Genomic DNA, 25,296 nt, shown 5'->3' on the forward strand with positions numbered 1-25,296 from the left:
GACGTGCTCCCGGCCACCGGGCGCCCCGCTCACCAGATGCTGACGCGCTCCACCTCCGGCAGCCACAGGGCGTCCGAGTCCACGACCCCGAACGCCTCGTAGAAGGCGGGGACGTTGCGGACCACCTGGTTCGCCCGGAACTCGTTGGGGGAGTGCGGGTCGGTGGCGATGCGGTGGCGCAGCGCCTCGTCGCGGGACTTCTGCTGCCACACGTAGGCCCAGGACAGGAAGAGCCGCTGCTCGGGGCTGTAGCCGTCGATCAGCTCCCCGGGGCCGAAGGCGCTGCCGGTCTCCCGGGACATCCGCCACGCCTTGTGGGCGATCGTGAGCCCGCCCAGGTCCCCGATGTTCTCCCCCAGGGTGAGCTCGCCGTTGACGTGCGTGCCCTCCTCCGCCAGCTGCTCCGGGACCAGGCGGTCGTACTGGCGCACCAGCGCCGCCGTGCGCTCCTCGAAGGCCTGCCGGTCGGCGTCGGTCCACCAGTTGCGCAGCCGGCCGTCGCCGTCGCACGTCGAGCCCTTGTCGTCGAAGCCGTGGCCGATCTCGTGGCCGATCACGGAGCCGATCGCGCCGTAGTTCACGGCGTCGTCGGCGTCCTCGTCGAAGAACGGGGGCTGCAGGATCGCGGCCGGGAAGACGATCTCGTTGCGCAGGGGGTGGTAGTAGGCGTTGACCGTCTGCGGTGTCATGAGCCATTCGTGCTTCTCCACCGGGTTGCCGGCCTTGCGGACCAGCTCGGCGAGCCGGAACTCCGTGGTGCGGATCCGGTTGCCCACGAGGTCCTCGGGGTCGATCCGCAGCGAGGAGTAGTCCTTCCACTGCTCCGGGTAGCCGATCTTCGGGGTGAACTGGGAGAGCTTCTTCAGCGCCTCCTGACGGGTCTCCTCCGTCATCCAGTCCAGCCCGGTGATCGAGACGCGGTAGGCCTCCAGGAGGTTCGCCACGAGCTCGTCCATCCGCTCCTTGGCGGTGGGGGAGAAGTGCGCCGCGACGTAGAGCTCGCCCACGGCCTCGCCGAGGACCCCGTTGACGAGCTCGACCCCGCGCTTCCAGCGGTCCTTGAGCCGCGGGGTCCCCGAGAGCACGGTGCCGTAGAACGCGAAGTCCTCCTCGACGAACGCGGAGGACAGGTAGGAGGCGCGCGCGGAGACCAGGTGCCAGCGGGCCCAGGACCGCCACGCCGGCAGCAGCTCGTCGGCGAGCAGGTCCTCGACCCCGGTGAAGAAGGACGGCTGGGCGTTGACCACGGTGCGCAGCGCCGACACGGGCAGCTCCGCGCCCTCGGCCAGGAGCCCCCAGTCCAGGGCCGTGCCGGAGGCCGCGAGCTCCTCGAAGCCCATGGGGTTGTACATCTTGGTGAGGTCCCGGACCGTGACCTTGTCCCAGTGGTGGGAGGCGATCCGCGTCTCGAGCCCCACGACGGCGCGGGCCTGCTCCTCGGCGTCCTCGAACCCGGCCAGGGACAGCATGGTCCGCACGTGCTCCAGGTACTTCCCGCGGATCGCCGCGTGCTGGTCGTCCCGGTAGTACTCCTCGTCCGGCAGGCCCAGGCCCGCCTGCCCCACGAACACGAGCTGGCGCTCGGGGTCGCCCGGGTCGGCGTCGNACGACCCCGCCCGTGCCGCGCCGGATCATCCGGCCGAAGTGGCGCACCAGTCCGGGCACGTCCGCCACGGCGTCGATCTCGGCGAGGTCCGGGGCCAGCGGGGAGGCGCCGAGCGCCTCGATCCGCTCCTCGTCCATGAAGGACGCGTAGAGGTTCGCGATCTTGGACTCGACGGCCTCCGGGTCCCCGGCCCGGGCCTGGGTGATGAGCTCGCGCACGGCGGCCTCCGCCTGGTCCCGCAGCTCGATGAACGCGCCCACGGACGGCTTGTCGTCGGGGATCTCGGTCCGGCGCTGCCACGAGCCGTTGACGTGGCGGTAGATGTCGTCCTGGGGGCGGACGGAGCGGTCGAAGCCGGAGAGGTCGAACACCGAAGAGGTCACCGTAGATGTCATGCCCACCACATTAACCGGCGTGCGGCGGAGCGGGCGGGCTGTTCCCCGACCGCTTAACCCCGGATCCGTCCCCGGGTCCGGCGCCGGCGGATCAGTCCCGCGCGCCGGTGAACCGCGGCGGGCGCTTGTGCTGGAACGCGGCGAAGCCCTCGGCGTAGTCGGCGCTGCGGCACAGCTCGCCCTGCACCCGGTTCTCGTTGTCCACGGACTCCCACAGCCCCAGGCGCTCGTCGCGGATCTGCGCCACGAGCTCGCGGGAGGCGAGGAACGCGCCGGTCGCGCCCTCGGCCACGGCGGCGGCCTTGGCCCGGGTGAGCTCGAGCAGCTCCTCGGCGGGCACCGAGCGGCTGAACAGCCCGGAGCGCACGGCCTCCTGGCCGCTCATCAGCTCGGCCGTGTAGATGAGGTCCAGGGTCCGGTGGGCGCCGAGGCGCTCGGTGAACAGGGCGTGCCCGCCCGAGTCGAGGGTCGCCCCCAGGTTGGCGAACGGGGAGCCGATCTTCGCGCTGTCCGCGACGTAGACCACGTCCGTGGCGATCGCCAGGCCGAGCCCCACGCCCAGGCACGGGCCCTGCACGGCGGCGAACGTCGGGGCGGGGAACCGGGTCATGGCGCGCAGCAGCGGGGTGACCTTCCCGGCCAGGTAGCCGTGGGCGTCGTCGGTCGCCGGGTCCACGGCGGAGATGTCCCGGCCGGCGCAGAAGCCGCGGCCCTCGCCGCGCAGCACGAGGGCCCGGACACCGGCCCTCCCGGCCTCGGCGTAGGCGTCGCCGAGCTCGGCGAGCGCCGCCTCGTCCAGGGCGTTCATCTTCCCGGGTGCGTTCAGCACCACTTCGGCCACGGATCCGTCGATGGTCAGATCGATCACTGCTGCTCCTCGGTGAGGTCGGGGACTGGGTCGGGTGCCGGGTGGGGCGGGACGGCCCGGGGCCCGGCACCGTGCAGGTGCCGGGCCCCGGACGGTGCGGCTCAGGCGTCGAAGTCGACGACGAGCTCCCCGGAGGTGGGACGGGTCTGGCAGGTGAGCACGTAGCCCTTCTCGATCTCGTCCTTCTCGAGGGCGTAGTTCTCCTCCATCACGAACTCCCCGGAGACGACCTTCGCGCGGCACGTGCCGCACACCCCGCCGGCGCACGCGAACGGGACGTCGGGGCGGACCCGCAGGGCGGCGTTGAGGACGGTCTCCTGGGCGTTCTTCGGGGACTCGATCGAGGAGGAGAGCCCGTCCAGGTTGAACGTGATGTCGTAGCTCTCTCCCGAGGGGTCCGCCGGGACCACGCGTCCCTGCTGCCCCTGGGGGGTCTCCGGGCGGCCGGTGCTGAAGAGCTCGAAGCGGATGCTGTCCTCCGGCACACCGCGCTCCGCGAGGGTGTCCCGGCACAGCTGGACGAGCTCGAACGGCCCGCACAGGAACCACTCGTCGGTCCGGTCCACCTGGAGGACCTCGTCCAGGATGTCCTTGAGCTTGTCGGCGTCGATCCGCCCGGACATCAGCGGGCTGATCCGCTGCTCGCGGGAGAGCACGTGGTGGATCGCCAGGCGGGACGGGTACTTGTCCTTGAGGTCCCCGAGGTCCTCGGCGAACATCACCTCCATGGCGGAGCGGTTCGCGTAGACGAGGTCGAAGGTGGAGGTCTCCGAGGCGCGCAGCACGGCCTTGGCGATCGCCATGATCGGGGTGATCCCGGAGCCCGCGGCGAAGGCCACGAGGTGGACGGACGCGTTCTTCGCGACCTCCTCGGCGGCGAGCTTCTCCGGGTCGTTCATGCTCGTGAGCCCGAGCTTGGAGATGAACGCGCCCTGCGGGTTCATGACGTCGAGCTTGTCGCCGGCCTTCAGGGACTCGTTGGCCCACGTGGAGAAGACCCCGCCGATGTCCTGCTTGATCGCCACCCGGATCTCGCCCGGCCGGGGCTCCGCGCAGATCGAGTACGACCGGCGGACCTCCTGCCCGTCGATCCGGGCGCGGAGCGCCACGTACTGCCCGGGCAGGTAGTCGTAGTCGTCCACGAGCTCCGGGGGCACCGCGAAGGCGACCTCAACGGAGTCCGCGGTGAGCTTGCGGACCTGGGAGACCTCGAGGGTGTTGAACGTGGCCCGGCGCCGGGCCGGGGCGGTGATCTCGGTCATCAGTGCACCTTGAAGTAGTCGAAGGGTTCCAGGCACTCGTTGCAGACGTGGAGCGCCTTGCAGGCGGTCGAGCCGAAGCGGGTCAGCTCGCGGGTGTTCAGGGAGTGGCAGCGCGGGCACTTCACGGTGAGCCCCAGCCGGACGGGACCGGCGGCGGCCCGGCCGGTGGGCGGGGCGATGCCGTACTCGTCGAGCTTGCGCCTGCCCTCATCGCTCATCCAGTCCGTGGTCCACGCCGGCTGCAGCACGAGGTCGACCCGCACGTCGTCGTAGCCCTGCGCGTTGAGGGCCCGGGTGACGTCGGTGGTGATGGTCTCCATCGCCGGGCACCCGGAGTAGGTCGGGGTGATGACGACGACGGCGCGCCCGCCCTCGACCCGGGCGTCCCGCAGGATGCCGAGGTCGGCGATGGAGAGCACGGGGATCTCCGGGTCGTTCACCGTGGCGGCGATGTCCCAGACGCGGCCGGCGGCCTCGTCCCGGGGGCGCAGCTCCCGGCCGGTCACCTGCGTGGTGCCCGCCTGCTCGTGGTCGGTCATCGTCATCGCCTCCTCACCAGGTCGCGCCGGGGTGCTGGCGCGCCAGCACCTGCATCTCGGCGAGGATGTGGCCTCGCTGCTCGCTGAACTGCCCGGAGCGGTCGCCGCCCCAGGCGCCCAGGACCTCGGGGACCGACAGCTGCGCCTCGTCGAGGATCGCCGTGATCCGCGTGTCGAAGTCGGCCCGCAGCGAGGAGGGGCGCACGGCGACGTCCCCGAGGGACTCGATGAGCTCGTCGTCGTGGAACAGCTCGTCCACGTAGGGCCACATGTAGTACAGCCCCGCCTCGATCCGGCGCCGGGACTCCTCGGTGCCCAGTGCCAGGCGCAGCACCCACTGGCTCGCGTGGTCCTGGTGGTACTCGATCTCCTTGATCGCCTTGTCCGCGATGGCCGCGAGCGTCGGGTCGGAGGAGCGGACCAGGCGGCGGTACAGCTCGTACTGGTAGTAGGAGAAGATCAGCTGCCGGGCGATGGTCTGCCCGAAGTCGCCGTTCTCCTGCTCCACGAGGCGGCAGGAGCGGAACTCCTCCTCGTCGCGGAAGTAGGCGAGGTCGTCCTCGGTCTTCCCCCACGCGGTGCCCGCGTAGGTGAGGAAGAAGCGGGCGTGCCCGAGCAGGTCCAGGGCGATGTTGGCCAGCGCGATGTCCTCCTCGAGCTCCGGGGCCCGGGCGATCCACCAGCCGAGGCGCTGGGCGAGCATCAGGGCGTCGTCGCCCAGGTACAGGGCGTAGCGGGCCACGTCCTCGGGGGCCTTCGCGCCGCCGGCCTTGATGTCCTCCGCGGTGATCGCCTCGCCGGCGCTCTGCCGGGTGGCGGACTCGTGGGGTGCGTTGCTCACAGGTGCTTCACCCCTTCGCTCTTGGTGTAGTACGTGGCGTGCCGGTAGCTCTTGCCCTGCGCGGACTCGAAGAAGCCGCCCTTGGAGTCGGGGTCCGAGGCGGTGATGGCCGCGGAGGGCACGACCCACACGGAGGTGCCCTCGTTGCGGCGGGTGTAGAGGTCCCGGGCGTTGCGCACGGCCATCGTGGCGTCCGGGGCGTGCAGGGATCCGGCGTGGACGTGGGAGAGCCCGCGCGAGGACCGCACGAACACCTCCCACAGGGGCCACTCGTCCGAGGGCGTGCCGATCGGGCTCACGGTGTTCTCGCTCATGCTCAGGCTCCGATGAGTTCGGCGGAGGCGCGCTCCGCGGCGGTCTTGCGGGCGTAGGCGGCGGCGGCCTCGCGGACCCAGGCACCGTCCTCGTGCGCCGTGCGGCGGCGCTGCATGCGCTGGAGGTTGCACGGGCCCTTGCCGCCGACGACGGCCTTGAACTCGTCCCAGTCCAGGGGGCCGTAGTCGTAGTGGCCGCGCTCCTCGTTCCACTTGAGGTCCGGGTCCGGCAGGGTCAGGTCCAGCGCCGCGGCCTGCTCGACGATCATGTCCACGAAGCGCTGGCGCAGCTCGTCGTTGGAGAAGCGCTTGATGTTCCACGCCATGGACTGCTTCGAGTTGGGCGAGTCGTCGTCCGGGGGGCCGAACATCTGCAGGGACGGGCCGTAGAAGCGGTTCACGGCGTCCTGGGCCATCTGCTTCTGGGCGGGCGTGCCGTGGGAGAGCTCGTAGAGGATCTCCCAGCCCTGGCGCTGGTGGAAGGACTCCTCCTTGCAGATGCGGACCATGGCCCGGCCGTAGGGGCCGTAGGAGGCCCGGCACAGCGGGACCTGGTTGGCGATCGCCGCGCCGTCCACGAGCCAGCCGATGGCGCCCATGTCGGCCCAGGTGCGCGCGGGGTAGTTGAAGATCGAGGAGTACTTGGCGCGGCCGTCCAGCAGCTGCTGGTTGAGCTCGGAGCGCGGGGTGCCCAGGGTCTCGGCGGCGGAGTATAGGTACAGCCCGTGGCCGGCCTCGTCCTGCACCTTGGCCATGAGGATGGCCTTGCGCTTGAGGGACGGCGCCCGGGAGATCCAGTTGCCCTCCGGCTGCATGCCGATGATCTCGGAGTGGGCGTGCTGCGAGACCTGGCGGACCAGCGTCTTGCGGTAGGCCGCGGGCATCCAGTCGCGCGGCTCGATCCGGGAGTCCTCGGCGATGATGCGGTCGAAGTGCTCCTCGCCCGCGCGGTCCAGCTCGGCCTGATCGGCCGCGTCCGCGGCGGGCACGGCGTGGAGTCCCGTGTTCTGCGTAGTCATGGTGTCCCTCTTCCGACGAGATGGCGCCGCGGGGCGGGAGGGCCGCACGCGACTAACTGACCGTTCGTTCAGAATATAAGTCCGTGGGGGCGCCGTCAACAGGTGGATCCCAGTTCGTCCGGACCGCTCCGGCGGTCGCACGGGTTGACACGGGGAGCGGAGTGGGATTGTCTACTGACCATTCGGTCGTGAAGTGTGAGGAGAGCTACATGTCCCAGGGCCATCCGATCCTCGCGGGGGACCACACCTCGCGGTGGATGGGCATCACGGTGGACCGTGCCGAGTACGGTCACGCGCAGATCCGCATGACCCTGCGGGAGGAGATGCTCAACGGGTTCGGCATCGCCCACGGCGGCATGGTCTTCGCCTTCGCGGACACCTGCTTCGCCCTCGCCTGCAACGACCCCGCCGGTGACGGCAGCACCATCACGGTGGCCGCGGGGGTGGACATCAACTTCCTCGCCTCGGCCTACCGCGGGCAGGAGCTCGTCGCCGTGGGGACCGTGCGCGCCCAGGCGGGGCGCAGCGGCGTCTACGACATCCAGGTCCTGGCCGACGACCGGCTCATCGCCGAGTTCCGGGGCCGCAGCCGCACCATCCCGAACCCGGCCCTCCGTGCGGCCGCGCCCGCGGAGCGGCCGACCGCCGATCCCGCCGCCGATGAGGCCGAGCAGCCGGCCGCCGATCCGGCCGAACAGCCCGTCCTGCAGCCCGACCAGCCGTACGCCCCGCAGCCCGAGGAAGTCTGACATGACAGAGTGCTCCGTCCCCAACCCCTACACCCCCGCCCCTGCCCCCGCGGACCGGTCGCAGCCGGACCCCGAGGAGACGATGAGCCGGGACCAGGTCGAGTCCCTGCAGGTCGAGCGGCTGCGCTGGACCCTGCACCACGCCTACGAGAACGTCCCCGCCTACACCGAGCTCTTCGACGGCCACGGCGTGCACCCGGGCGACTTCAAGGAGCTCGAGGACCTCCAGCTCTTCCCGTACACGGACAAGGAGTTCCTGCGGAAGGCGTACCCGTTCAAGTCCCTCGCGGTGCCGATGAGCGACGTCCGGCGGATCCACGCCTCCTCCGGCACCACCGGGCAGCCCACCGTGGTGGCCTACACCCAGAACGACATCGACACCTGGGCGGGCCTCGTGGCCCGCTGCTTCCGGCTCTCCGGCGTGCGGCCCGGCGACAAGGTGCACAACGCCTACGGCTACGGACTGTTCACGGGCGGGCTCGGCGCCCACTACGGCGCCGAGCGCCTGGGCTGCGCCGTCATCCCGATGTCCGGTGGGCAGACCGAGAAGCAGGTCCAGATGATCCGGGACTTCGGACCCGAGGCCATCCTCTCGACCCCCACCTATCTGCTGACCATCGCCGACGGCTTCCGGAAGCTCGGCCTGGACCCGCGGGAGACGTCGTTGCGCACCGCGGTGCTCGGGGCGGAGCCCTGGACCGAGGAGATGCGCCGGGAGATCGAGACGGCCTTCGACGTCGACGCGTGCGACATCTACGGCCTCTCGGAGGTCATGGGCCCCGGCGTGGCCGGGGAGTCCGCCGCCTCCAAGGACGGTTCCCACGTCTGGGAGGACCACTTCCGTCCCGAGATCATCGACCCGTTCACGGACGAGGTCCAGGAGACCGGCCGGCCCGGCGAGCTCGTGTTCACGGCGCTCACCAAGGAGGCCCTGCCGATCATCCGCTACCGCACCCACGACCTGACCCGCCTGCTCCCCGGCACGGACCGGCCCGGGCACCGGCGGATGGGCCGGATCACGGGCCGCTCCGACGACATGATCATCCTGCGCGGGGTCAACCTGTTCCCCTCCCAGATCGAGGAGCTCGCCCTGCAGGTGCCGGAGCTGAGCCCGCACTTCACCCTCGAGATCACCCGGCCGCACCGGATGGACCAGATGACCATCAACATCGAGCGGCGCGAGCAGGTGACCGTCGAGGCCGCCGAGGCCGGCGGCCAGAAGCTCCTGCACGCGATCAAGACGAAGATCGGCTCCTCCGCCTCGATCCGGATCGCCGAGCCGGGAACCCTCGCCCGGTCCTCCGGCAAGCTGCGCCGGGTCTACGACCACCGCAACGACGCCTGACGGTCGCGCACCGATTCCTGCCGCGCCCGGCCCCCGGGACAGCTCGGGGGCCCGGCGCGTCGTAGGATCGTTGTCCTGCCCGTCCCCACCGAGATCGAGGTCCGCATGACGCACGCACCGGCGCCCGCCCCTCCGGACGGCGCGGCCCCGCGCCGCGGTCGGCCCGGCTACGACCGCGAGACGCTGCTCGCCGTGTGCGTGGAGGTCTTCAACGTCCACGGCTACGACGCCACGTCGATGGGCACGCTCTCCAAGCACCTGGGGATCTCCAAGTCCGCGATCTACCACCACGTGGAGTCCAAGGAGGCGATCCTCGAGCAGGCGCTGGGCCGGGCCCTGGACGCGCTCGAGGAGGTCCTGGCCTCCGCCGAGCGGACGGAGGCCCCCGCGGTCCAGCGGCTCGAGCAGGTGATCCGGGGGACCGTGCGCGTGCTCGTGGAGCAGATGCCCTACGTGACGCTGCTGCTGCGGCTGCGGGGCAACTCGGAGGTCGAGACGCGGGCGCTCGAGCGCCGTCGCACGGTCACCCGCCGGGTGGGCGCGCTCATCGAGCTGGCGCAGGCCGAGGGGGACCTGCGCCGCGACCTCAGCGGACGGTCCGCCTCCCGCCTGCTCCTGGGCATGATCAACTCGATCGTCGACTGGTACCGGCCCGATGCGGGCCAGGCCTGGGAGGAGCTGGCCGAGACCGTCGTCGTGCTCGCGTTCTCGGGGCTGCGGGCCCCCTGACCCGGACGCGGGCCCCCGAGGCGCCCCGGCCCCGGCCCTCGCGGGCCGGGCGGGCGCTACCCGCGCGGAGGCGCGGGTAGCACGGTCCCGCCGGCGGTCTCGTTCCGCGGCTCCACGCCCAGCCGGGCCCCCGTCCCGTCCCCGTCCACGGCGAGCATGTTCGCCGTGCCGAAGATCCCCGCTCCCACGGCGACGTCGTGGCCCCGGCGGCGCAGCTCCTGGACCGCGGCGGCCGAGAAGTCCGACTCCACCTGGAGGGTGTTGCCGACCCCGTGGGGGTGGTTGGACGCGGGGAAGGCCGTGCTCACGAAGCGCGGCTGCGCCACCGCCTCCTGCGGCGTCATGCCGAAGTCCACCACGTTCATGAACTGCTGCAGCTGTCCCTGCGGCTGGGTGTCGATCCCGGTGTTGCCGCCGAGCAGGTACGGCCGGCCGTCGCGCAGGGCCATGAACGGGGCGGAGGTGTGCCGCACCGTGGCCCCGGGCGCCACGGCGTTGACGTCGTCCTCGTCGAGCGACAGGAAGCTCATGCGCTCGTTGATGTGGATCCCGGTGTCCCCCACCACCAGGAACTGGCCGCCCAGGCTCGTGGTCACGGCCGCGGCGTTGCCGGAGCGGTCGGTGAGGTGGAACGTGGTGGTGTCCGAGGCCTGCCGGTCGAGCCCGCTGTCGATCGGCCACTCGGCGGCCCGGTCGTCGTCGATGCGCGCCCGCTGGGCCCGGGCGTACTCGTCCGACAGCAGCTTCTCCACGGGCACGTCGGTGCGCTCGGGGTCCCCCACGTGCGCGTAGCGGTCGGCGAAGGCCAGCTTCACGGCCTCGACCTGCCGGTGGACCACATCGGGATCGTCGGGGGACCGGCCGGAGAAGTCGTCCTCCTCGAGGATGTTGAGGGCCTGCAGCATGGCGATGCCCTGGCTGTTGGGCGGATTCTGGTACACCCTGACGTCCTTGCCGTAGTCGATGGAGATCGGCTCGACCAGCTCCGCCGAATAGCTGCTGAAGTCCTCCAGGGTGAGGTATCCGCCCTCCTGCTCCGAGAAGTCGACGACGGCCTCCGCGAGGGGCCCGCGGTAGAAGTGGTCCCGGGCTGCCTGGATCCCGGCGGAGCGGTCGGCGGCGCCGTCGTAGGCGGCCACCAGGTCCTCGAAGGTCTCGGCCATGTCCCGCTGGTGCACGGTGTCGCCCGCCTCCAGGAGGGCGCCGTCGCGGGTGTAGAGCTCGGTCATGACCGGGCTCTGCCGGATGTTCGCCTCCTCCCGGGTCAGCCAGTAGACCATCTCGGAGCTCACGGGGTACCCCTCCCGGGCCGCTGCGATCGCCGGTGCGAGGACCTCGTCCAGCCCCAGCTCGCCGTACTCGTCGAGCCAGAGCATCCACCCGTCCCAGGCGCCGGGGAGGATGGCCTGGTGCATGCCGAACTCGCCGGCACGAGTGTGGTAGTCGTCGAGCGTCGCCGCGCTGCCGACCGGCCCCACGCCGTCCAGGCTCGTCACGTCGCCGCTGCCGGCGTCGTAGTACAGGGCCCACGTGCCGCCGCCGAGCACGCTCGAGTAGTACGGCTCCACCACGCTCAGCACGGCCGCGACCGCCACGGCGGCGTCGGCGGCGGTGCCGCCGGCCTCCAGGATCTCCGTGCCCGCCGCGGTGGCCAGCTCGTGCGAGGACACCACCGCCTGCACGTGCGGGGCGCGCCCCTCGGCCGCGTCCGTTGCGGACGCCGTGGCCGACCCCGGTGTCTCCCCCGGCGGAACCGGTGCGGAGGTCTCGGTGCCGGTCGGCTCCGACGTGGTCCCCGCGCCGTCCTCGGCGGGCGGCGCGCACGCGGTGAGGGCGAGGAGGAGGCACAGCGCAGCGGCGGCCGTCCTGTGGGCGGGGCTCGAGCTCCGGCGCATCGCGTCTCCTCCGGCCGTGGCACCCGCCGGCGGTCCTGGGCGCAGGGGCGCCGGCACGCGCGAGGGTCTGGGCAGCGTGCTGGTCAGGCTAGCACCGGGCGGAACGGCGCGACAGGCCGGTCCCGGCGTGCGCCGAGTCCCCAGGAGCAGCGCGATCCCCCACACAGGGCGGTGCGTGGGGGATCGCGTGCATCGTGGGGCCCGGCGGCCCGGCGGCCCGGGTCAGCCGGTCAGGCGGTGGGCCAGGTCTTCGCGACCAGGGTCAGCACGTCGTAGGTCGCCACGATCTCGTCGTGCTGGTTGTGCAGGATCGCGTCCCAGCAGACCTCCCCGTACTCGTCGGTCACCCGCGGGGTGATCTGCTTGGCGGTGAGGGTCACCCGGATCGCGTCGTCGTAGGTCACCGGCGTGATGAACCGCAGGTTCTCCAGCCCGTAGTTGGCCAGGACGGGCCCGGGGGCGGGCTCCACGAACAGCCCGGCCGCCCAGGAGACCAGCAGGTAGCCGTGGGCCACCCGGCGCGGGAAGAACGGGTTGGCCGTGGCGGCCTCCTCGTCGGTGTGCGCGTAGAAGGTGTCGCCGGTCCTCTCGGCGAACTCGGTGATGTCCTCCAGGGTCACGGTGCGCAGCTCCGAGGCGAACTGGTCGCCGATCCGCAGGGTCTCCAGGGACTTGCGGAACGGGTGCTCGCCGGTGCCGTTCTCGACCGCCTCGCGGGTCACGGTGTTCGCCGCGGCGCCCCGGTGCCACACGCCGGTCACGGCCGTGAGGATGTCCGGGGGGCCCTGGATCGCGGTGCGCTGCATGTAGTGCTTGACGCCGCGCACGCCGCCCAGCTCCTCGCCGCCGCCGGCGCGGCCGGGGCCGCCGTGGACCAGGTGCGGCATGGGGGAGCCGTGGCCGGTCGAGGTCTTGGCGTCCTGGCGGTTGAGGAAGTGCACGCGTCCGTGGTGCGAGCCGATGCCCGCGGTGAACCGGGCGGCGGTCGCGCCGTCGTTCGTGCACACGGTCGCCACGAGCGAGCCGCCGCCGAGCGCGGCCAGCCGCACGGCGTCGTCGACGTCGGTGTAGCCGAGGACGGAGGTCACCGGGCCGAAGGCCTCGACGAAGTGCACCTCGGGGGTCTCCGGGTCGTCGAAGGACAGCACCGTGACGGGGAAGAACGCGCCGGCCTCGGAGTCGGCGCCGCCGACGGCCGCGTCCGGACCGCCCAGGCGGACGGAGCCGCCGGCGGCGACCAGGCGCTCCACGGCCTTGCGGACCTCGCCCTGCTGCTCCTTGGAGGCCAGGGCGCCCATGGTGACGCCCTCGGTGCGGGGGTCGCCGATGACCACGCGCTGCTGCACGCGCTCGGCGACGGCCGTCACGACGTCCTCCACGCGCTCCTGCGGGACGATGACGCGCCGGATGGCCGTGCACTTCTGACCGGCCTTGGACGTGATCTCGGTGAACACCGCCTTCACGAACGCCTCGAACTCCGGGGTCTCCGGGGTGGCGTCGGGGCCGAGGATCGCGGCGTTGAGGGAGTCCGTCTCGGCGGTGAAGCGCACCCCGCCGTTGATGACGTTGTCGTGGTGGCGCAGCGACTGCGCGGTGCCGGCGGAGCCGGTGAAGGCCACGTGGTCACGGTAGTCCAGGTGGTCCAGCAGGTCCCGGGCCGAGCCCGACACCAGCTGCAGGGAGCCCTCGGGCAGGATGCCGGATTCGATCATCAGGCGCACGCAGTCGGCGGTGACGTAGCCGGTGGGCGTCGCCGGCTTCACCACGGTCGGCATGCCGGCGATGAAGGCGGGGGCGAACTTCTCGAGCATGCCCCACACCGGGAAGTTGAACGCGTTGATCTGCACGGCGACCCCGGGCATGCGGGTGTAGATGTGCTCGCCCAGGAAGGACCCGTCCTGGGAGAGCTGCTCCACGGCGCCGTCCACGATGACGTTGGCGTTGGGCAGCTCGCGCCGGCCCTTGGAGGAGAACGTGAAGAGGGTGCCGATGCCGCCGTCCACGTCGAAGAAGTGGTCCTTCAGCGTGGCCCCGGTCGAGTAGGAGAGGTCGTAGAGCTCCTGCTTGTGCTCGGTGAGGTACTTGGCCAGCTCCTTGAGCTTGAGCGCCCGCTCGTGGATGGTGAGCTCCCCGAGGGCGCGCTGGCCCACGGTCCGGCCGTAGTCCACGGCGGAGGCGATGTCGATGCCGTCCGTGGACACGCGCGCCACGACCTCGCCGGTCGAGGCGTCGGCCACGTCCGTGACCTTCTGCGGGTTCTCCGGAGTCCACCACCGGCCCCTCAGGTAGCTGGGGAGGATGGTCTGGGTCTGTGCTGCCACGGTGCATGGTCCTTTCGCTCGGGTGCGTGCGGGCGGACGGTCCCTCTCCCGCATCCTGACCGATCGTTCGGTATTATGACCACGATAACCTACGTCACACGCCGGGACCACTGCTCCACGGTGGTCCCGCACCACGTCGCCGAGCTCCGAGGAGTGCCATGCCCACGACCGAGACCCACGAGCCCTGGCGCATCGTCCTGGGCGAGCTCGACGAGAAGATGGGCGTCACCGTCCTGGAGGAGTCGGCGGAGCGCGTGGTCGCGGCCATGCCTGTCGAGGGCAACCGCCAGTCGCTGGGCCTGCTCCACGGCGGCGCCATGGTGGCTCTCGGCGAGGCCGTGGGCTCCTGGGCGGCCGTGATCCACGCGTCCACGATGGGCAAGGTCGCCGTGGGCGTGGACGTCAACGCCACCCACCACCGGTCCTCCCGCGCGGGCACCGTGACCGCCACTGCCACCGCCCTGCAGCTCGGCCGGTCCCTCACGTGCCACGAGGTGGTCATCGAGCACGAGGACGGCGCCCGGCTGTGCACCGTGCGGATCACGAACTTCCTCAAGGACAGGCCGCAGCAGGCCGGGAAGTAAACCGAGCACCAGGCTGAGGCCCCGGCCGAGGACCGGGCCGAGAAGCGCACCGGGAACCGGGCCGAGGAGTGGATCAGGACGGCCGGCCGAGCCGCCGGCGCAGGGCTGCCAGCTCCTCGGGGGCCAGCCCGGCCTGCACGAGCCACCGCTCGGCGTCGAACTCGGCCAGCAGCTCCTCGAGGGCGGCCCGGCGCTCCGCGAGCAGCGCGGTGAGCTCGTGCTCGGGGTGGTGGCGCTCGACGGGGTGGGGGACGGGCGAGACGCGGTGCCATTCGTTGATCCCGCGCGCGGCGGCCTCGTCCTCCGCGACGAGGCGCTCCGGGGGCGCCCCGGCCAGACCCAGGAGCAGCAGCGCGAGCACCCCGGTGCGGTCGCGGCCGGCCGAGCAGTGCACCACCACGGCGCCCTCGGCGGTCGCCACCGCCCGCACCGCCTCGACGAGGAAGCCCGGGAACAGCCGCAGGTAGTCGCGGTAGCCGCGCGGATGGTTGAGGTAGGGCGTGCCCACCAGCGGGAACTGCGGATGGGCGGGGTCCTCGGTGGGGCGGTGCAGCACCGTGATGCCGGCGCGGGCGGCCGGATCGTCGGCGGGATCCGTGGGCCGGCGGTGCCGCTCGTCGGCGTTGCGGAGGTCCACGACCGTGCGCACGCCGTCCTCGGCGGCCGCGAGCCACCCCGCGGGGCTCAGCCGCTCGGAGCGCCCCATCCGCCACACGTCGCCCGCCAGGCGCCGGGCGTTGAGCGCGCCGTCCCACGCGGCGGGGGCGCCGGGCTGTGCGTGCATGCTCCCACGATAGGACCCAGGTCCGACGCGCACTCCTCCTCCCACGCGCGAACTCACCGGTGCTGCCCGAGATGCCGGCATTTCTGGGGCGATCTCGGGCAGCACCGGTGAGTTCGGCGGAGGGAGGGCGCGGTTACTGCTGGTCGTAGGCGAAGAAGCCCTTGCCGGTCTTGCGGCCGAGCTCGCCCCGGGCCACCATGTCCCGCATCAGCTGCGGGGGAGCGAAGCGCGGGCCGAGCTCGGAGGCGAGGTACTCGGCGATGCCCAGGCGCACGTCCAGGCCCACGATGTCCGTCAGGGCCAGCGGGCCGACCGGGAACTTGTAGCCGAGCACCATCGCGTTGTCGATGTCCGCCGGGGAGGCCACGCCCTCCTCGACCATGCGGATGGCCTCGAGGGCGATCGCCACGCCCAGCCGGGAGGAGGCGAAGCCGGGGGCGTCGTTGACGACCACCGGGGTCTTGCCGAGGCCCTCGACCCACTGCACCGAGAGCCGCTGGAGCTCCTCGCCGGTGTGCTTCGAGTTCACGACCTCCACGAGCTTCGAGGCCGGCACCGGGTTGAAGAAGTGCAGCCCGCAGAACCGCTCGGGCCGGGCCAGCTGCTCGGCCAGCCCGTCCACGGACAGCGACGACGTGTTGGTGGCCAGCCACGCGGTCTCGGCCAGGTGGCCCTCGACCTCCTGCAGGGCGGAGACCTTCAGGTCCCACACCTCGGGGACGGCCTCGACGACGAGCTCGCACGGGGCGAAGTCGGCGTGGTCGAGGGAGACGGTCAGGTTCTCGGCCCACTCGTCCAGGTTGCCGTCCACGCTCCCGCGCTCCAGGGTCTTGGCCAGGTCCCGCTCGATCCGCTCCCGCGCGGCCTCCGCGGCCTGCCCGTCCCGCTCCACCACGGTCACCTTCGCCCCGGCGAGCAGGAAGGCGTGGGCGATGCCCGCGCCCATGCGGCCTCCGCCCAGGACGCCGACGACGGCGGGAACGGCCAGTGCGTGCTTCTCGGTCATGGTCCGGGTGCTCCTACTTCTTGTTCTTCTTGCGGTCCAGGAAGGCCTGCATGCGGTCGAACTTCGCCTCCGACTCGAAGAGCACGGCCTGGGCCAGCTCGTCGATGTGCGGGTGGGCGGACGGCGGGGCCGTGAAGACCCGCTTGGAGATCCGCACGGCCAGAGGGTCCTGGGCGCCGATCCGGTCGGCGAGCGCATGCGCGGCGCCGATAAGCTCCGCGGGCTCGTGCAGCTCGGTGACGAGGTGCAGGGCCAGGGCCTCGTCCGCGCCGAGGATCCGGCCGGCGAGCAGGATGTCCAGGGCGATCGCCTCGCCGACCAGCTCCTTGAGCCGCCAGAGGCCGCCGGCGGCGGCGATGATCCCCAGGTTGGTCTCGGGCTGGCCGATCTTGAGGTGCGGGGTGGCGATGCGGAAGTCCGCGGCGTAGGCCAGCTCCGCGCCGCCGCCCAGGGCGTAGCCGTCGACCGCGGCGATCACCGGCATGGGCAGCTTGTGGATCCGGTCGAAGATCCGGGAGTTGATCCCGGCCAGGGCGTCGTCGCGGCGGCGCTCGCGCAGCTGGGCGATGTCGGCGCCGGAGGCGAAGACCCCCTTGCCGTTCACCTCGGTGCCCGAGAGGATCAGGACCTTCGGGTGCCGTTCCAGGTGGCCGCACACGGTGTGCAGCTCCTCGACCATGGTCGCGTCGATGGCGTTGCGCACGGCGGGGCGGTCCAGGACAACGTGCAGGCGGTCCTCGCGCTCCTCGAGCCGCAGGGCGGTGAACTCCGCGCCGAGGATCTCGCTGGGGCCGACCATCAGAGCTTCTCCACGAGCATCGCGGTGCCCTGGCCCACGCCCACGCACATGGTGGCGAGGCCGCGGTCGGCGTTCTCGCGCTCCATCCGGCCCAGCAGCGTCACGACCAGCCGGGAGCCGGAGGAGCCCAGCGGGTGGCCGAGCGCGATGGCCCCTCCGTCGTTGTTCACGGTGCCCGCGTCGAGGCCGAGGCGGCGGATGCAGGCCAGGGACTGGCTGGCGAAGGCCTCGTTGAGCTCGACGGCGCCGAGGTCGCCGATGTCCCACCCGGTGCGCTCGAGCACCTTCTGCGTGGCGGGGACGGGGCCGATGCCCATGATCTCCGGGGGCACCCCGGCCGAGGCGCCGTCGACGATCCGGGCCCGGGGGGTCAGCCCGTACTTCTCGGCGGCGCGCTCGGAGACCACGAGGATCGCCGAGGCGCCGTCGTTGAGGGAGGAGGCGTTGCCGGCGGTGACGACCGTGCCGTGGTCGACCACGGGGCGCAGCCTGGCGAGGGCGTCCATCGTGGTGCCCGGGCGGGGGCCCTCGTCCGTGTCCACGACCGTCTCGGCGCCCTTGCGGCCCTTGACCGTGACCGGGACGATCTCGGGGGCGAAGCGACCGGCGTCGATCGCGGCGATCGCCTTCTCGTGGGAGGCCACGGCGAACGCGTCGGCGTCCTCGCGCGAGATGCTGTCGACGATCGCGACCTCCTCGGCCGTCTCCGGCATCGAATAGGTCATCTTGTCGTGCTTCTTGAACTCGGGGTTGGTGAAGCGCCAGCCGATCGAGGTGTCGAACACCTCTCCGGGCTTGGCGAAAGGCTTGGCCGGCTTCTCCATCACCCAGGGGGCCCGCGACATGGACTCCACGCCGCCGGCGACGACGATGTCCGCGGCCCCGGCCTTGATCATGTGGGAGGCCATGATGATGGCCGACAGGCCCGAGGCGCACAGGCGATTGACGGTGATGCCGGGGACGGTGTCGGGGAAGCCGGCCAGCAGCCAGGCCATCCGGGCGACGTTGCGGTTCTCCTCCCCGGCGCCGTTGGCGTTGCCGAGGATGACCTCGTCGACGTCGTGCGGGTCGATCCCGGCGTCGGTCACCGCGTGCTTGACCACGAGCGCGGCGAGGTCGTCGGGGCGCACGGAGCTCAGTGCGCCGCCGTAGCGGCCCACGGGGGTGCGGGCCCCGCCGACGAGGAGGGCCTGAGGGGTGGAGGGCATGGTGGGACTCCTGTCGCGACGGGGAGTGGCCGGCGTCCGGGCATCGTCGCCCGACTTTACTGACCGATCGTTCATCAAACCATCCCACGCGTGCGCCCGCGGGGTCAACAGTGCGGCCCGCGACAATGTTCTGTGGTCTGCTTCACAAATCACGTTCCGCGGGCTACCGTGGAACTAATACAACATTTGACTATCCCGGGCGGAACTCGCCCGGCCCCCGACCCCGGGTCCGGAGCGGGCCCACGAAGGAGACGGTCATGAGCACCACGAAGTCGTTCGCGTCCTCGGCGGATCTCGGCGAGAAGAAGAAGACCCTCGAGATCCTGGCCGAGGGCGTCTACGCCCTCACGGCCGAGGGCGACCCCAACATCGGAGCCATCGAGGGGGAGGACTTCCTGGTCTGCTTCGAGGCGCTGGCCACCCCCGTGGTGGCCGCCGAATGGCTCGAGGAGCTGCGGAAGCACACCGACAAGCCGATCCGCTACCTCGTGCTCTCCCACTACCACGCGGTGCGCGTGCTCGGCGCCTCGGCCTTCGACGCCGAGACGATCGTGGCCCACGAGAACACCTACGACCTCATCGTGGAGCGCGGCAAGGAGGACTGGGCCTCCGAGTTCGGCCGCATGCCGCGCCTGGCCAAGGGCGCGGACACCGTCCCGGGCCTGACCTGGCCCACGGTGACCTTCCGGGACAAGCTGACCATCGACCTCGGCGGGGACCGCGGGGACCTGGTGCTCCAGCACTTCGGCCGCGGGCACACCGAGGGCGACATCGTGGCGTGGCTGCCGCAGCAGAAGATCCTCTTCGCCGGCGACCTCGTCGAGGCCGAGGCCGCCCTCTACACCGGGGACGCCTTCCACCGCGACTGGGCGAGCCACACCCTGGACGCCGTCAAGGCGCTCGGCGCCGAGCAGCTCGTGGGCGGCCGCGGCGCGGTCTCCCGGGGCCGGGAGGCGGTCGACGCCGCCGTCGAGCAGACCCGGCGGTTCCTGGAGGTCATGATCGAGGAGGTGGGCGCCGTGCAGCGCGACGGAGGCAGCCTCAAGGATGCCTTCCACGCCGTGCACACCGCCCTCTACGACGACTTCGGCCACTGGCCGATCTTCGAGCACTGCCTGCCCTTCGACGTCTCCCGGCTGTGGGACGAGCTCTCGGGCATCGAGCGGCCCGTCATCTGGACGGCCGAGCGCGACCGCGAGGTCTGGGACCAGCTGCAGAACGGCTGATCCGCAGGACACGAGGACGAGGAGGGCAACAGTGAGACGATTCGACTCCGGCAAGGTGCTGGTGCTGGGCAACGGGCCCGTGGGCCAGACCGCCGCGCTGCTGCTGGCGCGGTGGGGCATCCCCGTCACGATCCTGGACGCGCGGGCCGAGCGGGACCCCATCGGGCCCAAGGCCATCTGCCAGCAGCGCGACGTCCTGGAGATCTGGGAGGCCGTCGGCGTCGGCCGGCAGGTGGCCGAGGAGGGCGTCACGTGGGACACCGCGCGCACCTTCTACCAGGACAAGGAGCTGTTCGCCCAGCCCTTCCGCGACAAGGGCCAGTCCCCGTTCCCGCCGTTCGTCAACATCTCCCAGACCCGCACCGAGGAGCTGCTCGCGCAGAAGATCGCCGCCGAGCCGCTGATCGAGGAGGTCTGGGGCCACGAGATCCAGGAGATCTCCCAGGACGAGAGGTCCGTGACCGTGCGCTGCTCCTGCCTCGACGGGGAGCAGGCCGAGATCGTGGCCGACTACGCCGTCGCCGCGCTCGGCTCCAGGGCCCGGACGCTGCGCGACCAGCTCGGCGTCACCTTCGACGGCCGCTCGTTCGAGGACAAGTTCCTGATCTGCGACATCAGGGCCGACATCCCCGGCTGGGCCACCGAGCGCCGCTTCTACTTCGACCCGGAGTGGAACCCCGGCCGGCAGGTGCTCATCCACCCGTGCCCGGACTCGACCTTCCGGATCGACTGGCAGGTGCCCGGCGACTACGACCTCGAGGCCGAGGAGGCCTCCGGGGCCCTCGATGCGAGGATCCGCCGGATCATCGGGGAGAAGGACTACGAGATCGTCTGGAAGTCCGTCTACCGCTTCCACGCCCGGCTGGCCTCCCGGATGCGGGTGGGCCGGGTGCTCCTGGCCGGGGACTGCGCCCACATCGTCTCCCCGTTCGGCGCCCGGGGGCTCAACTCGGGCGTGGGCGACGCCGAGAACGCCGCGTGGAAGCTGACCTCGGTGCTGCGCGGCAACGCCGACGAAGCCCTGCTGGAGTCCTACGACGTCGAGCGCCGCGCCGCCGCGATCGAGAACCTCGAGGTCACCGAGGCCACCATGGACTTCCTGGTCCCGCAGAACGAGCAGCAGTGGGCCGACCGGCTCGCCAAGCTCGAGCGCGCCGTCGACGACCCGGCCGCGTCCACCTACGTGGACTCCGGGCGCCTGGCCGAGCCCTTCTGGTACGTCGACTCCCCGCTGACCACCCCGCACCCGTCCCGCACCTTCGCCGGGCGCCCGCCCAAGGGCGAGGTGCCCGACCCCGTGCCCGGGGTGCTGCTGCCGGACGTCCCGGTCACCGTGCCGGGCGTCGCCGCCGACCGCGTCCGCGAGCTCGCCCGCCACGGGATCCTGCTGCTCACCGGTCCGGAGGTCGACCAGGAGCTCGTGCGCGAGACCGCGCTCGCCGCCATCAAGTCCCCCCTGCGCCTCCATGCCGTCGCGGACATCGACACCACCGGCAAGCTCGCCGAGGCGCTGCGGCCGGAGCCCACCGACGTGTGGGTCGTCCGCCCGGACTCGCACATCGCCGCCGTGGTGGACGGCACCGACCCCCGGGCGCTGGGAACGGCCCTGCAGGACGCCATCGCCGCCCCCGGCTCGGAGGCCGCCCGGGTCCTCGCCGAGCGCGAGGTCCCGCCGGGGCCGCCGCTGCCCCCGCGGGAGCGGGGCGCCGCGACGGACACCGCGCCCCTGGGGGTCGTCTCCGCCGGCTGACCGCGGGCCCGTGAGATCCTGGCGTCCTCATCGCAGACACGAGCCGGCGCGTCCCGCCGGGGTCACCGGAGGTGCAGGATGTCGTTCCAGGAGTCCATGGAGCTCGTCGGGGAGGCGGTCGACGTCGCCGGCGTCGTCGCCATCGTCATCGGGACGGTGGTGGCGAGCCTGCTGGCCGGACGGGAGCTGCTGGGCCGTTCGGACAAGGGGCGCGAGACGTACGAGAGCTACCGGCAGCGGCTCGGCCGCTCCATCCTGCTGGGCCTGGAGCTGCTCGTGGCCGCGGACATCATCAAGACCGTCGCCATCACCCCCACGTTCGAGTCGGTCGGGGTGCTGGCGCTCATCGTGCTCGTGCGCACCTTCCTCAGCTGGACCCTCGAGCTCGAGATCACGGGCCGGTGGCCGTGGCAGAAGGAGCACGAGGAACCCGCCCCCCTGCCGCAGCAGGCCGGGTAGGGCCCGGCCGGGCGGTCAGACCTCGGGCGGGTACTCCTCCGGGCGCAGATCGCGGCTGCACGGAACGCGGTGGCCGGGCACCAGCTGGTTGGCGGCCCGCGCCAGGCCGTCCCGGTGCCGGGGCGGCAGGTACAGGGCGTGGTGCAGGAAGGCGTCGAGCTCCAGCTCTCCGACCTCTCCGCCCAGGTGGACGTACCGCAGCCACAGGTCGCGGGCACCCAGACCGGTGCTCGTCAGCGCGGTGCGGATCATCCTGGCCTGCGTCCTGGCGACCGTCCGATCGTCCATCTGACCCCTTCTGCCCGCTGCCACCAGGATAGTCGGGCGGAAGGAAAGTCGGGCGGAGCGCGCCGGGGTCAGAGCCGGCGGCCGGCGGTGAGGGAGGCGCTCATGAACTCGGCGACGACCTTCTGGGAGATGGCCACGTCGAGGACGAAGACGCCCTCCTGACGGGTGTCCAGCCAGTCCCGCAGGACCTGGAGGTCGGCCAGGGTGTGGGCCTTGGTCCCGGCCGCGCCCATCGCCCGCCCCAGGGCGGCGAAGTCGACCTCGTCGATGAGCATCGCGGTGGGGTCCAGGCCCTTGGCGGCGTACTGGTGCAGCTCGGCGCCGTAGGCGGAGTCGTTGAGCACCACGATCACCCCGCGGCGGGTCGCGCGCAGGAAGGTCTCGAGGTCGGCCAGGCCCATGAGCCCGCCGCCGTCGCCGGTGACGAACACGGTGGTGCGCTCGGGGCGGGCCACCGAGACCCCGGAGGCGGAGCCGAAGCCCAGGCCGATGGACTGGAAGGCGGTGCCCACCAGGACCATGGCCTGGGGATCGGGGACCGTGAGGTACATCGGGGCCCAGCCGATGAAGTGGCCGCCGTCCATGACCACCGACCTCTCGGCGGGGAGGATCGAGTCGAGCTCGGCGACGACGGCCCGGGGGTTGAGCCGGCCGTCGGGGCCGAACTCGGCCGGGTCCTCCACCGGGGTGGCCGCGTGGAAGGCGTCGGTGGCGACCTCGGGGGCGGCGGCCCGCCAGGTGCCGGCCGGGTCAGCGGCGGGGATCCGGCCGGTGAGGGCCTGGAGGGCCGGGCCCAGGTCGGCGCGCACGTAGTCGGTGACGGCCGGGTGGGCCATCGTCTCGGCGGGTTCGTTGTCGATGCGGATCACCCGGGTGCCCTCGGCGAAGAGGGTGCCGTAGCGGGACTGGAAGGCGTTGAGCGAGGCCCCGGCCACGAGCACGACGTCGGCCTGGCGGGCCAGGTGCAGGCGGTGGGTGCGGGTGAAGCCCCCGGCGATGCCCAGGTTCCAGGGGGAGTCGACGATCCCGGCGGCCATCGCGGAGGTCATGAACAGCGCCCCGAGCCGGTCACCGAGCTCGGTGAGCGGGGTGGTGGCCTCGGCCAGGACCACCCCGCGCCCGGCCAGGACCAGCGGCCGGGACGCGCCGCGCAGCAGCGCGGCGATGCGGTCGAGCTCCTCCGGGGACGCGGTGGAGGCGTCCTTGGCCGGCAGCGGCTCCAGGGCCGTCTGCTCGGTGAGGGGCGCCGTGGAGTGGTCGTAGGGGATGGCCAGCACCACAGGGGAGACCGTGCGGGCGGCGAGGTCGAAGGCCCGGTGGGTGAGGGCCGTGGCGTTGTCGGGGCCGGCGACCAGGGTGGTGACCCCCAGGGCGGCCGCGGCGGCGGTCTGGTCGACGTCGAAGGCCCGCCGCCCGGTGGTGGGGGCGTCTCCCACGACCAGGACCAGCGGGATCCGGGCCATCCGGGCCTCGGCCAGGGCGGTGCACGTGTTGGTGAACCCGGCCCCGTAGGTGGTCGTGGCCGCCCCGACGCGCCCGGTGGCCCGGTGGTAGGCATCGGCCATCGCCACGGTGGCGGCCTCGTGCCGGGCGGAGGTGAAGCCGAAGCCGCGGGAGGTCCACGAGCTGATCAGGTGCGCGTTGCCGTTGCCCATCAGCCCGAACAGGTGGTCGGTGCGCTCGGCCAGCACATCGGCCACCGCCGTCGAGACCGTGGGGAGGAGATGGTCGGTGGTCATGGAGGAGTCCTTTCGGCGGGGCTCCGGTGGGAGCCCCCGGAGGGGAGCGGGGTGTGCTCGGGGCGGGTCCGCACGAGCGGAGCCGCCCGCCCGCACCCGTGGGTGCCGGCGGGCGGCTCGGTCGTGCGGGCCGAGGTCAGTCGCGCTGCTTCTCGGCGGCCTCCGCGGCCGCGAGGATCTCGGCGGCCTCGGGGTGCTCGGAGACGTAGCCCTCGTGCACCTCCTGGACGTGCAGGTCGATCTCCTGGATGTCCTTGGGGACCATGGACACGGCGATGAAGGAGACGATCGCGATGCCGGCGATGTAGACGCCGATCGTCCAGGACATCCCGGTCTCGTTGAGCAGCAGCTGCGCGATCATCGGGGCGAACGCGCCGCCGATGATGGAGCCGAACGCGTAGCCGATCGAGACGCCCGAGTAGCGCACGCGGGCCGGGAACATCTCGGCGTAGAGCGCCGACTGCGGGCCGTAGGACGGGCCGAGGCCCACGGTGAGGATCACGATGGCCAGGGCGAACAGCGGCAGGGACGCGGTGTCGAGCAGGAACCACATCGGCACGGCCCACAGGATGATGATGGCGTAGCCGATCTGGAAGGTGCGCACGCGCCCGATCTTGTCCGAGATCCAGCCGCCGAACATCGTGAAGACGAGCCACCCGAGGCCGCCGATCAGGGAGGCGATGAGGGTCTGCGACCGGGGCATGCCCAGCACGTTGGAGCCGTAGGAGGCGAAGAACGCGATCACGAGGTAGCCGGCGGCGTTGTTGGCGGCGAAGATCAGGGCCGCGAGGGTGACCGGCTTCTTGTGGTGCTTGACCAGCTGGCCCAGGGGCGCGGAGGACTCCTTCTTGCGCAGCTGCATCTCCTTGAAGACCGGGGACTCGTCGACCGTCTTGCGGATCAGGTAGCCGACCACGATCAGCACCACGGAGGACAGGAACGGGATGCGCCAGCCCCACGCCTGGAAGTCCTCGGGGGACATCATCGAGGTGAGGGCGAACATGAAGGACGTGGCCAGCAGCATGCCCAGCGGCACGCCGATCTGCGGGTAGGCGCCGAAGAGCCCGCGCTTGTTCCGCGGGGCGTGCTCGACGGACATCAGCGCCGCGCCGCCCCATTCACCGCCCGCCGAGAAGCCCTGCATGATGCGCAGGACCACCAGGAAGATCGGGGCCCAGATGCCGATCGTGGCGTAGGTGGGCAGCAGGCCGATCAGCATCGTCGCCGCGCCCATGCCCACGAGGGTCAGCACCAGGACGATCTTGCGGCCGTACTTGTCGCCGAGGTGGCCGGCGACCACCGCGCCGAGCGGGCGGAACAGGAAGCTGATGCCCAGGGAGGCCCACGCGACGACCTGGGCGAGGCCGGCGTTCTCCTGCCCGAGCGGCGCGAAGTACAGCGGGGCCAGGACGAAGGCCGCGGCCTGGGCGTAGATGAAGAAGTCGTACCACTCGATGGTGGTGCCCACGAGGGTGCCGGCGAGGACCTTGCGCTCCTCGCGGGACATCTCGTGCCGCCCGGCCGGGGCGGATGAAGTGTGGACCATGGGAGTCTCCTGTGTGGGCGGGGA

Annotated in this window: 22 protein-coding genes and 1 pseudogene; 7 read left to right on the top strand and 16 right to left on the bottom strand. The window is 72.0% G+C overall.

What is annotated here, in order from left to right:
- Positions 1–29: 29 nt before the first annotated feature.
- From ACH9D2_RS04195 to paaA, 7 genes and pseudogenes are all read right to left on the bottom strand, one after another.
- Positions 30–2,001, bottom strand: a pseudogene (locus ACH9D2_RS04195) (M13 family metallopeptidase).
- A 91-nt stretch (positions 2,002–2,092) separates the two neighbouring features.
- Positions 2,093–2,869, bottom strand: coding sequence for an enoyl-CoA hydratase-related protein (locus ACH9D2_RS04200; RefSeq protein WP_396361498.1), 777 nt, complete (start codon positions 2,867–2,869; stop codon positions 2,093–2,095).
- Between the two features lie 101 nt (positions 2,870–2,970).
- Positions 2,971–4,131, bottom strand: coding sequence for a 1,2-phenylacetyl-CoA epoxidase subunit PaaE (paaE, locus tag ACH9D2_RS04205; protein ID WP_396361499.1), 1,161 nt, complete (start codon positions 4,129–4,131; stop codon positions 2,971–2,973).
- Positions 4,131–4,676, bottom strand: coding sequence for a 1,2-phenylacetyl-CoA epoxidase subunit PaaD (paaD, locus tag ACH9D2_RS04210; RefSeq protein WP_396361500.1), 546 nt, complete (start codon positions 4,674–4,676; stop codon positions 4,131–4,133). Before paaD ends, paaE begins: the two co-directional genes overlap by 1 nt.
- A 7-nt stretch (positions 4,677–4,683) precedes the next feature.
- The gene (paaC, locus tag ACH9D2_RS04215) at positions 4,684–5,511 is read right to left on the bottom strand and encodes a 1,2-phenylacetyl-CoA epoxidase subunit PaaC (RefSeq protein WP_396361501.1); all 828 of its coding nucleotides are present in this window, start codon (positions 5,509–5,511) and stop codon (positions 4,684–4,686) included.
- On the bottom strand, positions 5,508–5,825 hold the full coding sequence (gene paaB, locus ACH9D2_RS04220) for a 1,2-phenylacetyl-CoA epoxidase subunit PaaB (protein ID WP_368797940.1): 318 nt from the start codon (positions 5,823–5,825) through the stop codon (positions 5,508–5,510). The genes paaC and paaB overlap by 4 nt, the downstream gene beginning before the upstream one ends.
- 2 nt (positions 5,826–5,827) lie before the next feature.
- Positions 5,828–6,844, bottom strand: coding sequence for a 1,2-phenylacetyl-CoA epoxidase subunit PaaA (gene paaA, locus ACH9D2_RS04225; protein ID WP_396361502.1), 1,017 nt, complete (start codon positions 6,842–6,844; stop codon positions 5,828–5,830).
- A gap of 209 nt (positions 6,845–7,053) precedes the next feature.
- On the opposite strand from paaA, the gene ACH9D2_RS04230 reads away from it, so the two are divergent.
- From ACH9D2_RS04230 to ACH9D2_RS04240, 3 genes are all read left to right on the top strand, one after another.
- Positions 7,054–7,593 carry a hotdog fold thioesterase gene (locus tag ACH9D2_RS04230; protein ID WP_396361503.1) on the top strand — a complete coding sequence of 180 codons (540 nt, stop codon included), beginning with the start codon at positions 7,054–7,056 and terminating at the stop codon, positions 7,591–7,593.
- A gap of 1 nt (position 7,594) precedes the next feature.
- Positions 7,595–8,938, top strand: a complete 1,344-nt coding sequence (locus ACH9D2_RS04235) for a phenylacetate--CoA ligase family protein (protein WP_396361504.1) — start codon at positions 7,595–7,597, stop codon at positions 8,936–8,938.
- Positions 8,939–9,043: 105 nt separating this feature from the next.
- Entirely contained in the window at positions 9,044–9,667 is a 624-nt protein-coding gene (locus ACH9D2_RS04240; RefSeq protein ID WP_396361505.1) for a TetR/AcrR family transcriptional regulator, read from the top strand.
- Positions 9,668–9,723: 56 nt separating this feature from the next.
- On the opposite strand, the gene ACH9D2_RS04245 is transcribed toward ACH9D2_RS04240, so the two are convergent.
- Entirely contained in the window at positions 9,724–11,562 is a 1,839-nt protein-coding gene (locus ACH9D2_RS04245; protein ID WP_396361506.1) for a gamma-glutamyltransferase, read from the bottom strand.
- A gap of 230 nt (positions 11,563–11,792) precedes the next feature.
- Positions 11,793–13,883 (bottom strand): phenylacetic acid degradation bifunctional protein PaaZ, encoded by a 2,091-nt coding sequence (gene paaZ, locus ACH9D2_RS04250; RefSeq protein ID WP_396361507.1) that lies wholly within the window; start codon positions 13,881–13,883, stop codon positions 11,793–11,795.
- Positions 13,884–14,041: 158 nt separating this feature from the next.
- Between paaZ and ACH9D2_RS04255 the strand changes: the two genes are divergently transcribed.
- Positions 14,042–14,467, top strand: coding sequence for a hotdog fold thioesterase (locus ACH9D2_RS04255; RefSeq protein ID WP_396361508.1), 426 nt, complete (start codon positions 14,042–14,044; stop codon positions 14,465–14,467).
- A 73-nt stretch (positions 14,468–14,540) separates the two neighbouring features.
- On the opposite strand, the gene ACH9D2_RS04260 is transcribed toward ACH9D2_RS04255, so the two are convergent.
- From ACH9D2_RS04260 to ACH9D2_RS04275, 4 genes are all read right to left on the bottom strand, one after another.
- Complete coding sequence (locus ACH9D2_RS04260) at positions 14,541–15,251, bottom strand: tyrosine-protein phosphatase (protein WP_396361509.1); 711 nt, start codon at positions 15,249–15,251, stop codon at positions 14,541–14,543.
- Positions 15,252–15,384: 133 nt separating this feature from the next.
- Positions 15,385–16,257 (bottom strand): 3-hydroxyacyl-CoA dehydrogenase family protein, encoded by an 873-nt coding sequence (locus ACH9D2_RS04265; protein ID WP_396361510.1) that lies wholly within the window; start codon positions 16,255–16,257, stop codon positions 15,385–15,387.
- Between the two features lie 13 nt (positions 16,258–16,270).
- On the bottom strand, positions 16,271–17,056 hold the full coding sequence (locus tag ACH9D2_RS04270; protein WP_396361511.1) for an enoyl-CoA hydratase/isomerase family protein: 786 nt from the start codon (positions 17,054–17,056) through the stop codon (positions 16,271–16,273).
- Positions 17,056–18,264, bottom strand: a complete 1,209-nt coding sequence (locus ACH9D2_RS04275; protein WP_396361512.1) for an acetyl-CoA C-acyltransferase — start codon at positions 18,262–18,264, stop codon at positions 17,056–17,058. Before ACH9D2_RS04275 ends, ACH9D2_RS04270 begins: the two co-directional genes overlap by 1 nt.
- Before the next feature lie 257 nt (positions 18,265–18,521).
- Between ACH9D2_RS04275 and ACH9D2_RS04280 the strand changes: the two genes are divergently transcribed.
- The 3 genes from ACH9D2_RS04280 (at position 18,522) to ACH9D2_RS04290 (ending at position 21,699) form a co-directional block, all read left to right on the top strand.
- Positions 18,522–19,490 (top strand): MBL fold metallo-hydrolase, encoded by a 969-nt coding sequence (locus ACH9D2_RS04280; RefSeq protein ID WP_396361513.1) that lies wholly within the window; start codon positions 18,522–18,524, stop codon positions 19,488–19,490.
- Positions 19,491–19,521: 31 nt separating this feature from the next.
- Complete coding sequence (locus tag ACH9D2_RS04285; protein ID WP_396361514.1) at positions 19,522–21,240, top strand: FAD-dependent monooxygenase; 1,719 nt, start codon at positions 19,522–19,524, stop codon at positions 21,238–21,240.
- 78 nt (positions 21,241–21,318) lie between these two features.
- Entirely contained in the window at positions 21,319–21,699 is a 381-nt protein-coding gene (locus ACH9D2_RS04290; protein WP_396361515.1) for a DUF1622 domain-containing protein, read from the top strand.
- Positions 21,700–21,714: 15 nt separating this feature from the next.
- Here ACH9D2_RS04290 and ACH9D2_RS04295 read toward each other — a convergent pair whose 3' ends face one another.
- From ACH9D2_RS04295 to ACH9D2_RS04305, 3 genes are all read right to left on the bottom strand, one after another.
- Complete coding sequence (locus ACH9D2_RS04295) at positions 21,715–21,987, bottom strand: hypothetical protein (protein ID WP_396361516.1); 273 nt, start codon at positions 21,985–21,987, stop codon at positions 21,715–21,717.
- Positions 21,988–22,055: 68 nt separating this feature from the next.
- Positions 22,056–23,726, bottom strand: coding sequence for a thiamine pyrophosphate-binding protein (locus ACH9D2_RS04300; protein ID WP_396361517.1), 1,671 nt, complete (start codon positions 23,724–23,726; stop codon positions 22,056–22,058).
- Between the two features lie 136 nt (positions 23,727–23,862).
- Positions 23,863–25,272: an MFS transporter gene (locus ACH9D2_RS04305; RefSeq protein WP_396361518.1), complete on the bottom strand. Its 1,410-nt coding sequence runs from the start codon at positions 25,270–25,272 to the stop codon at positions 23,863–23,865.
- Positions 25,273–25,296 lie beyond the last annotated feature (24 nt).

This window comes from Kocuria rhizosphaericola (assembly GCF_044462205.1).
GTDB lineage: Bacteria > Actinomycetota > Actinomycetes > Actinomycetales > Micrococcaceae > Kocuria > Kocuria rhizosphaericola.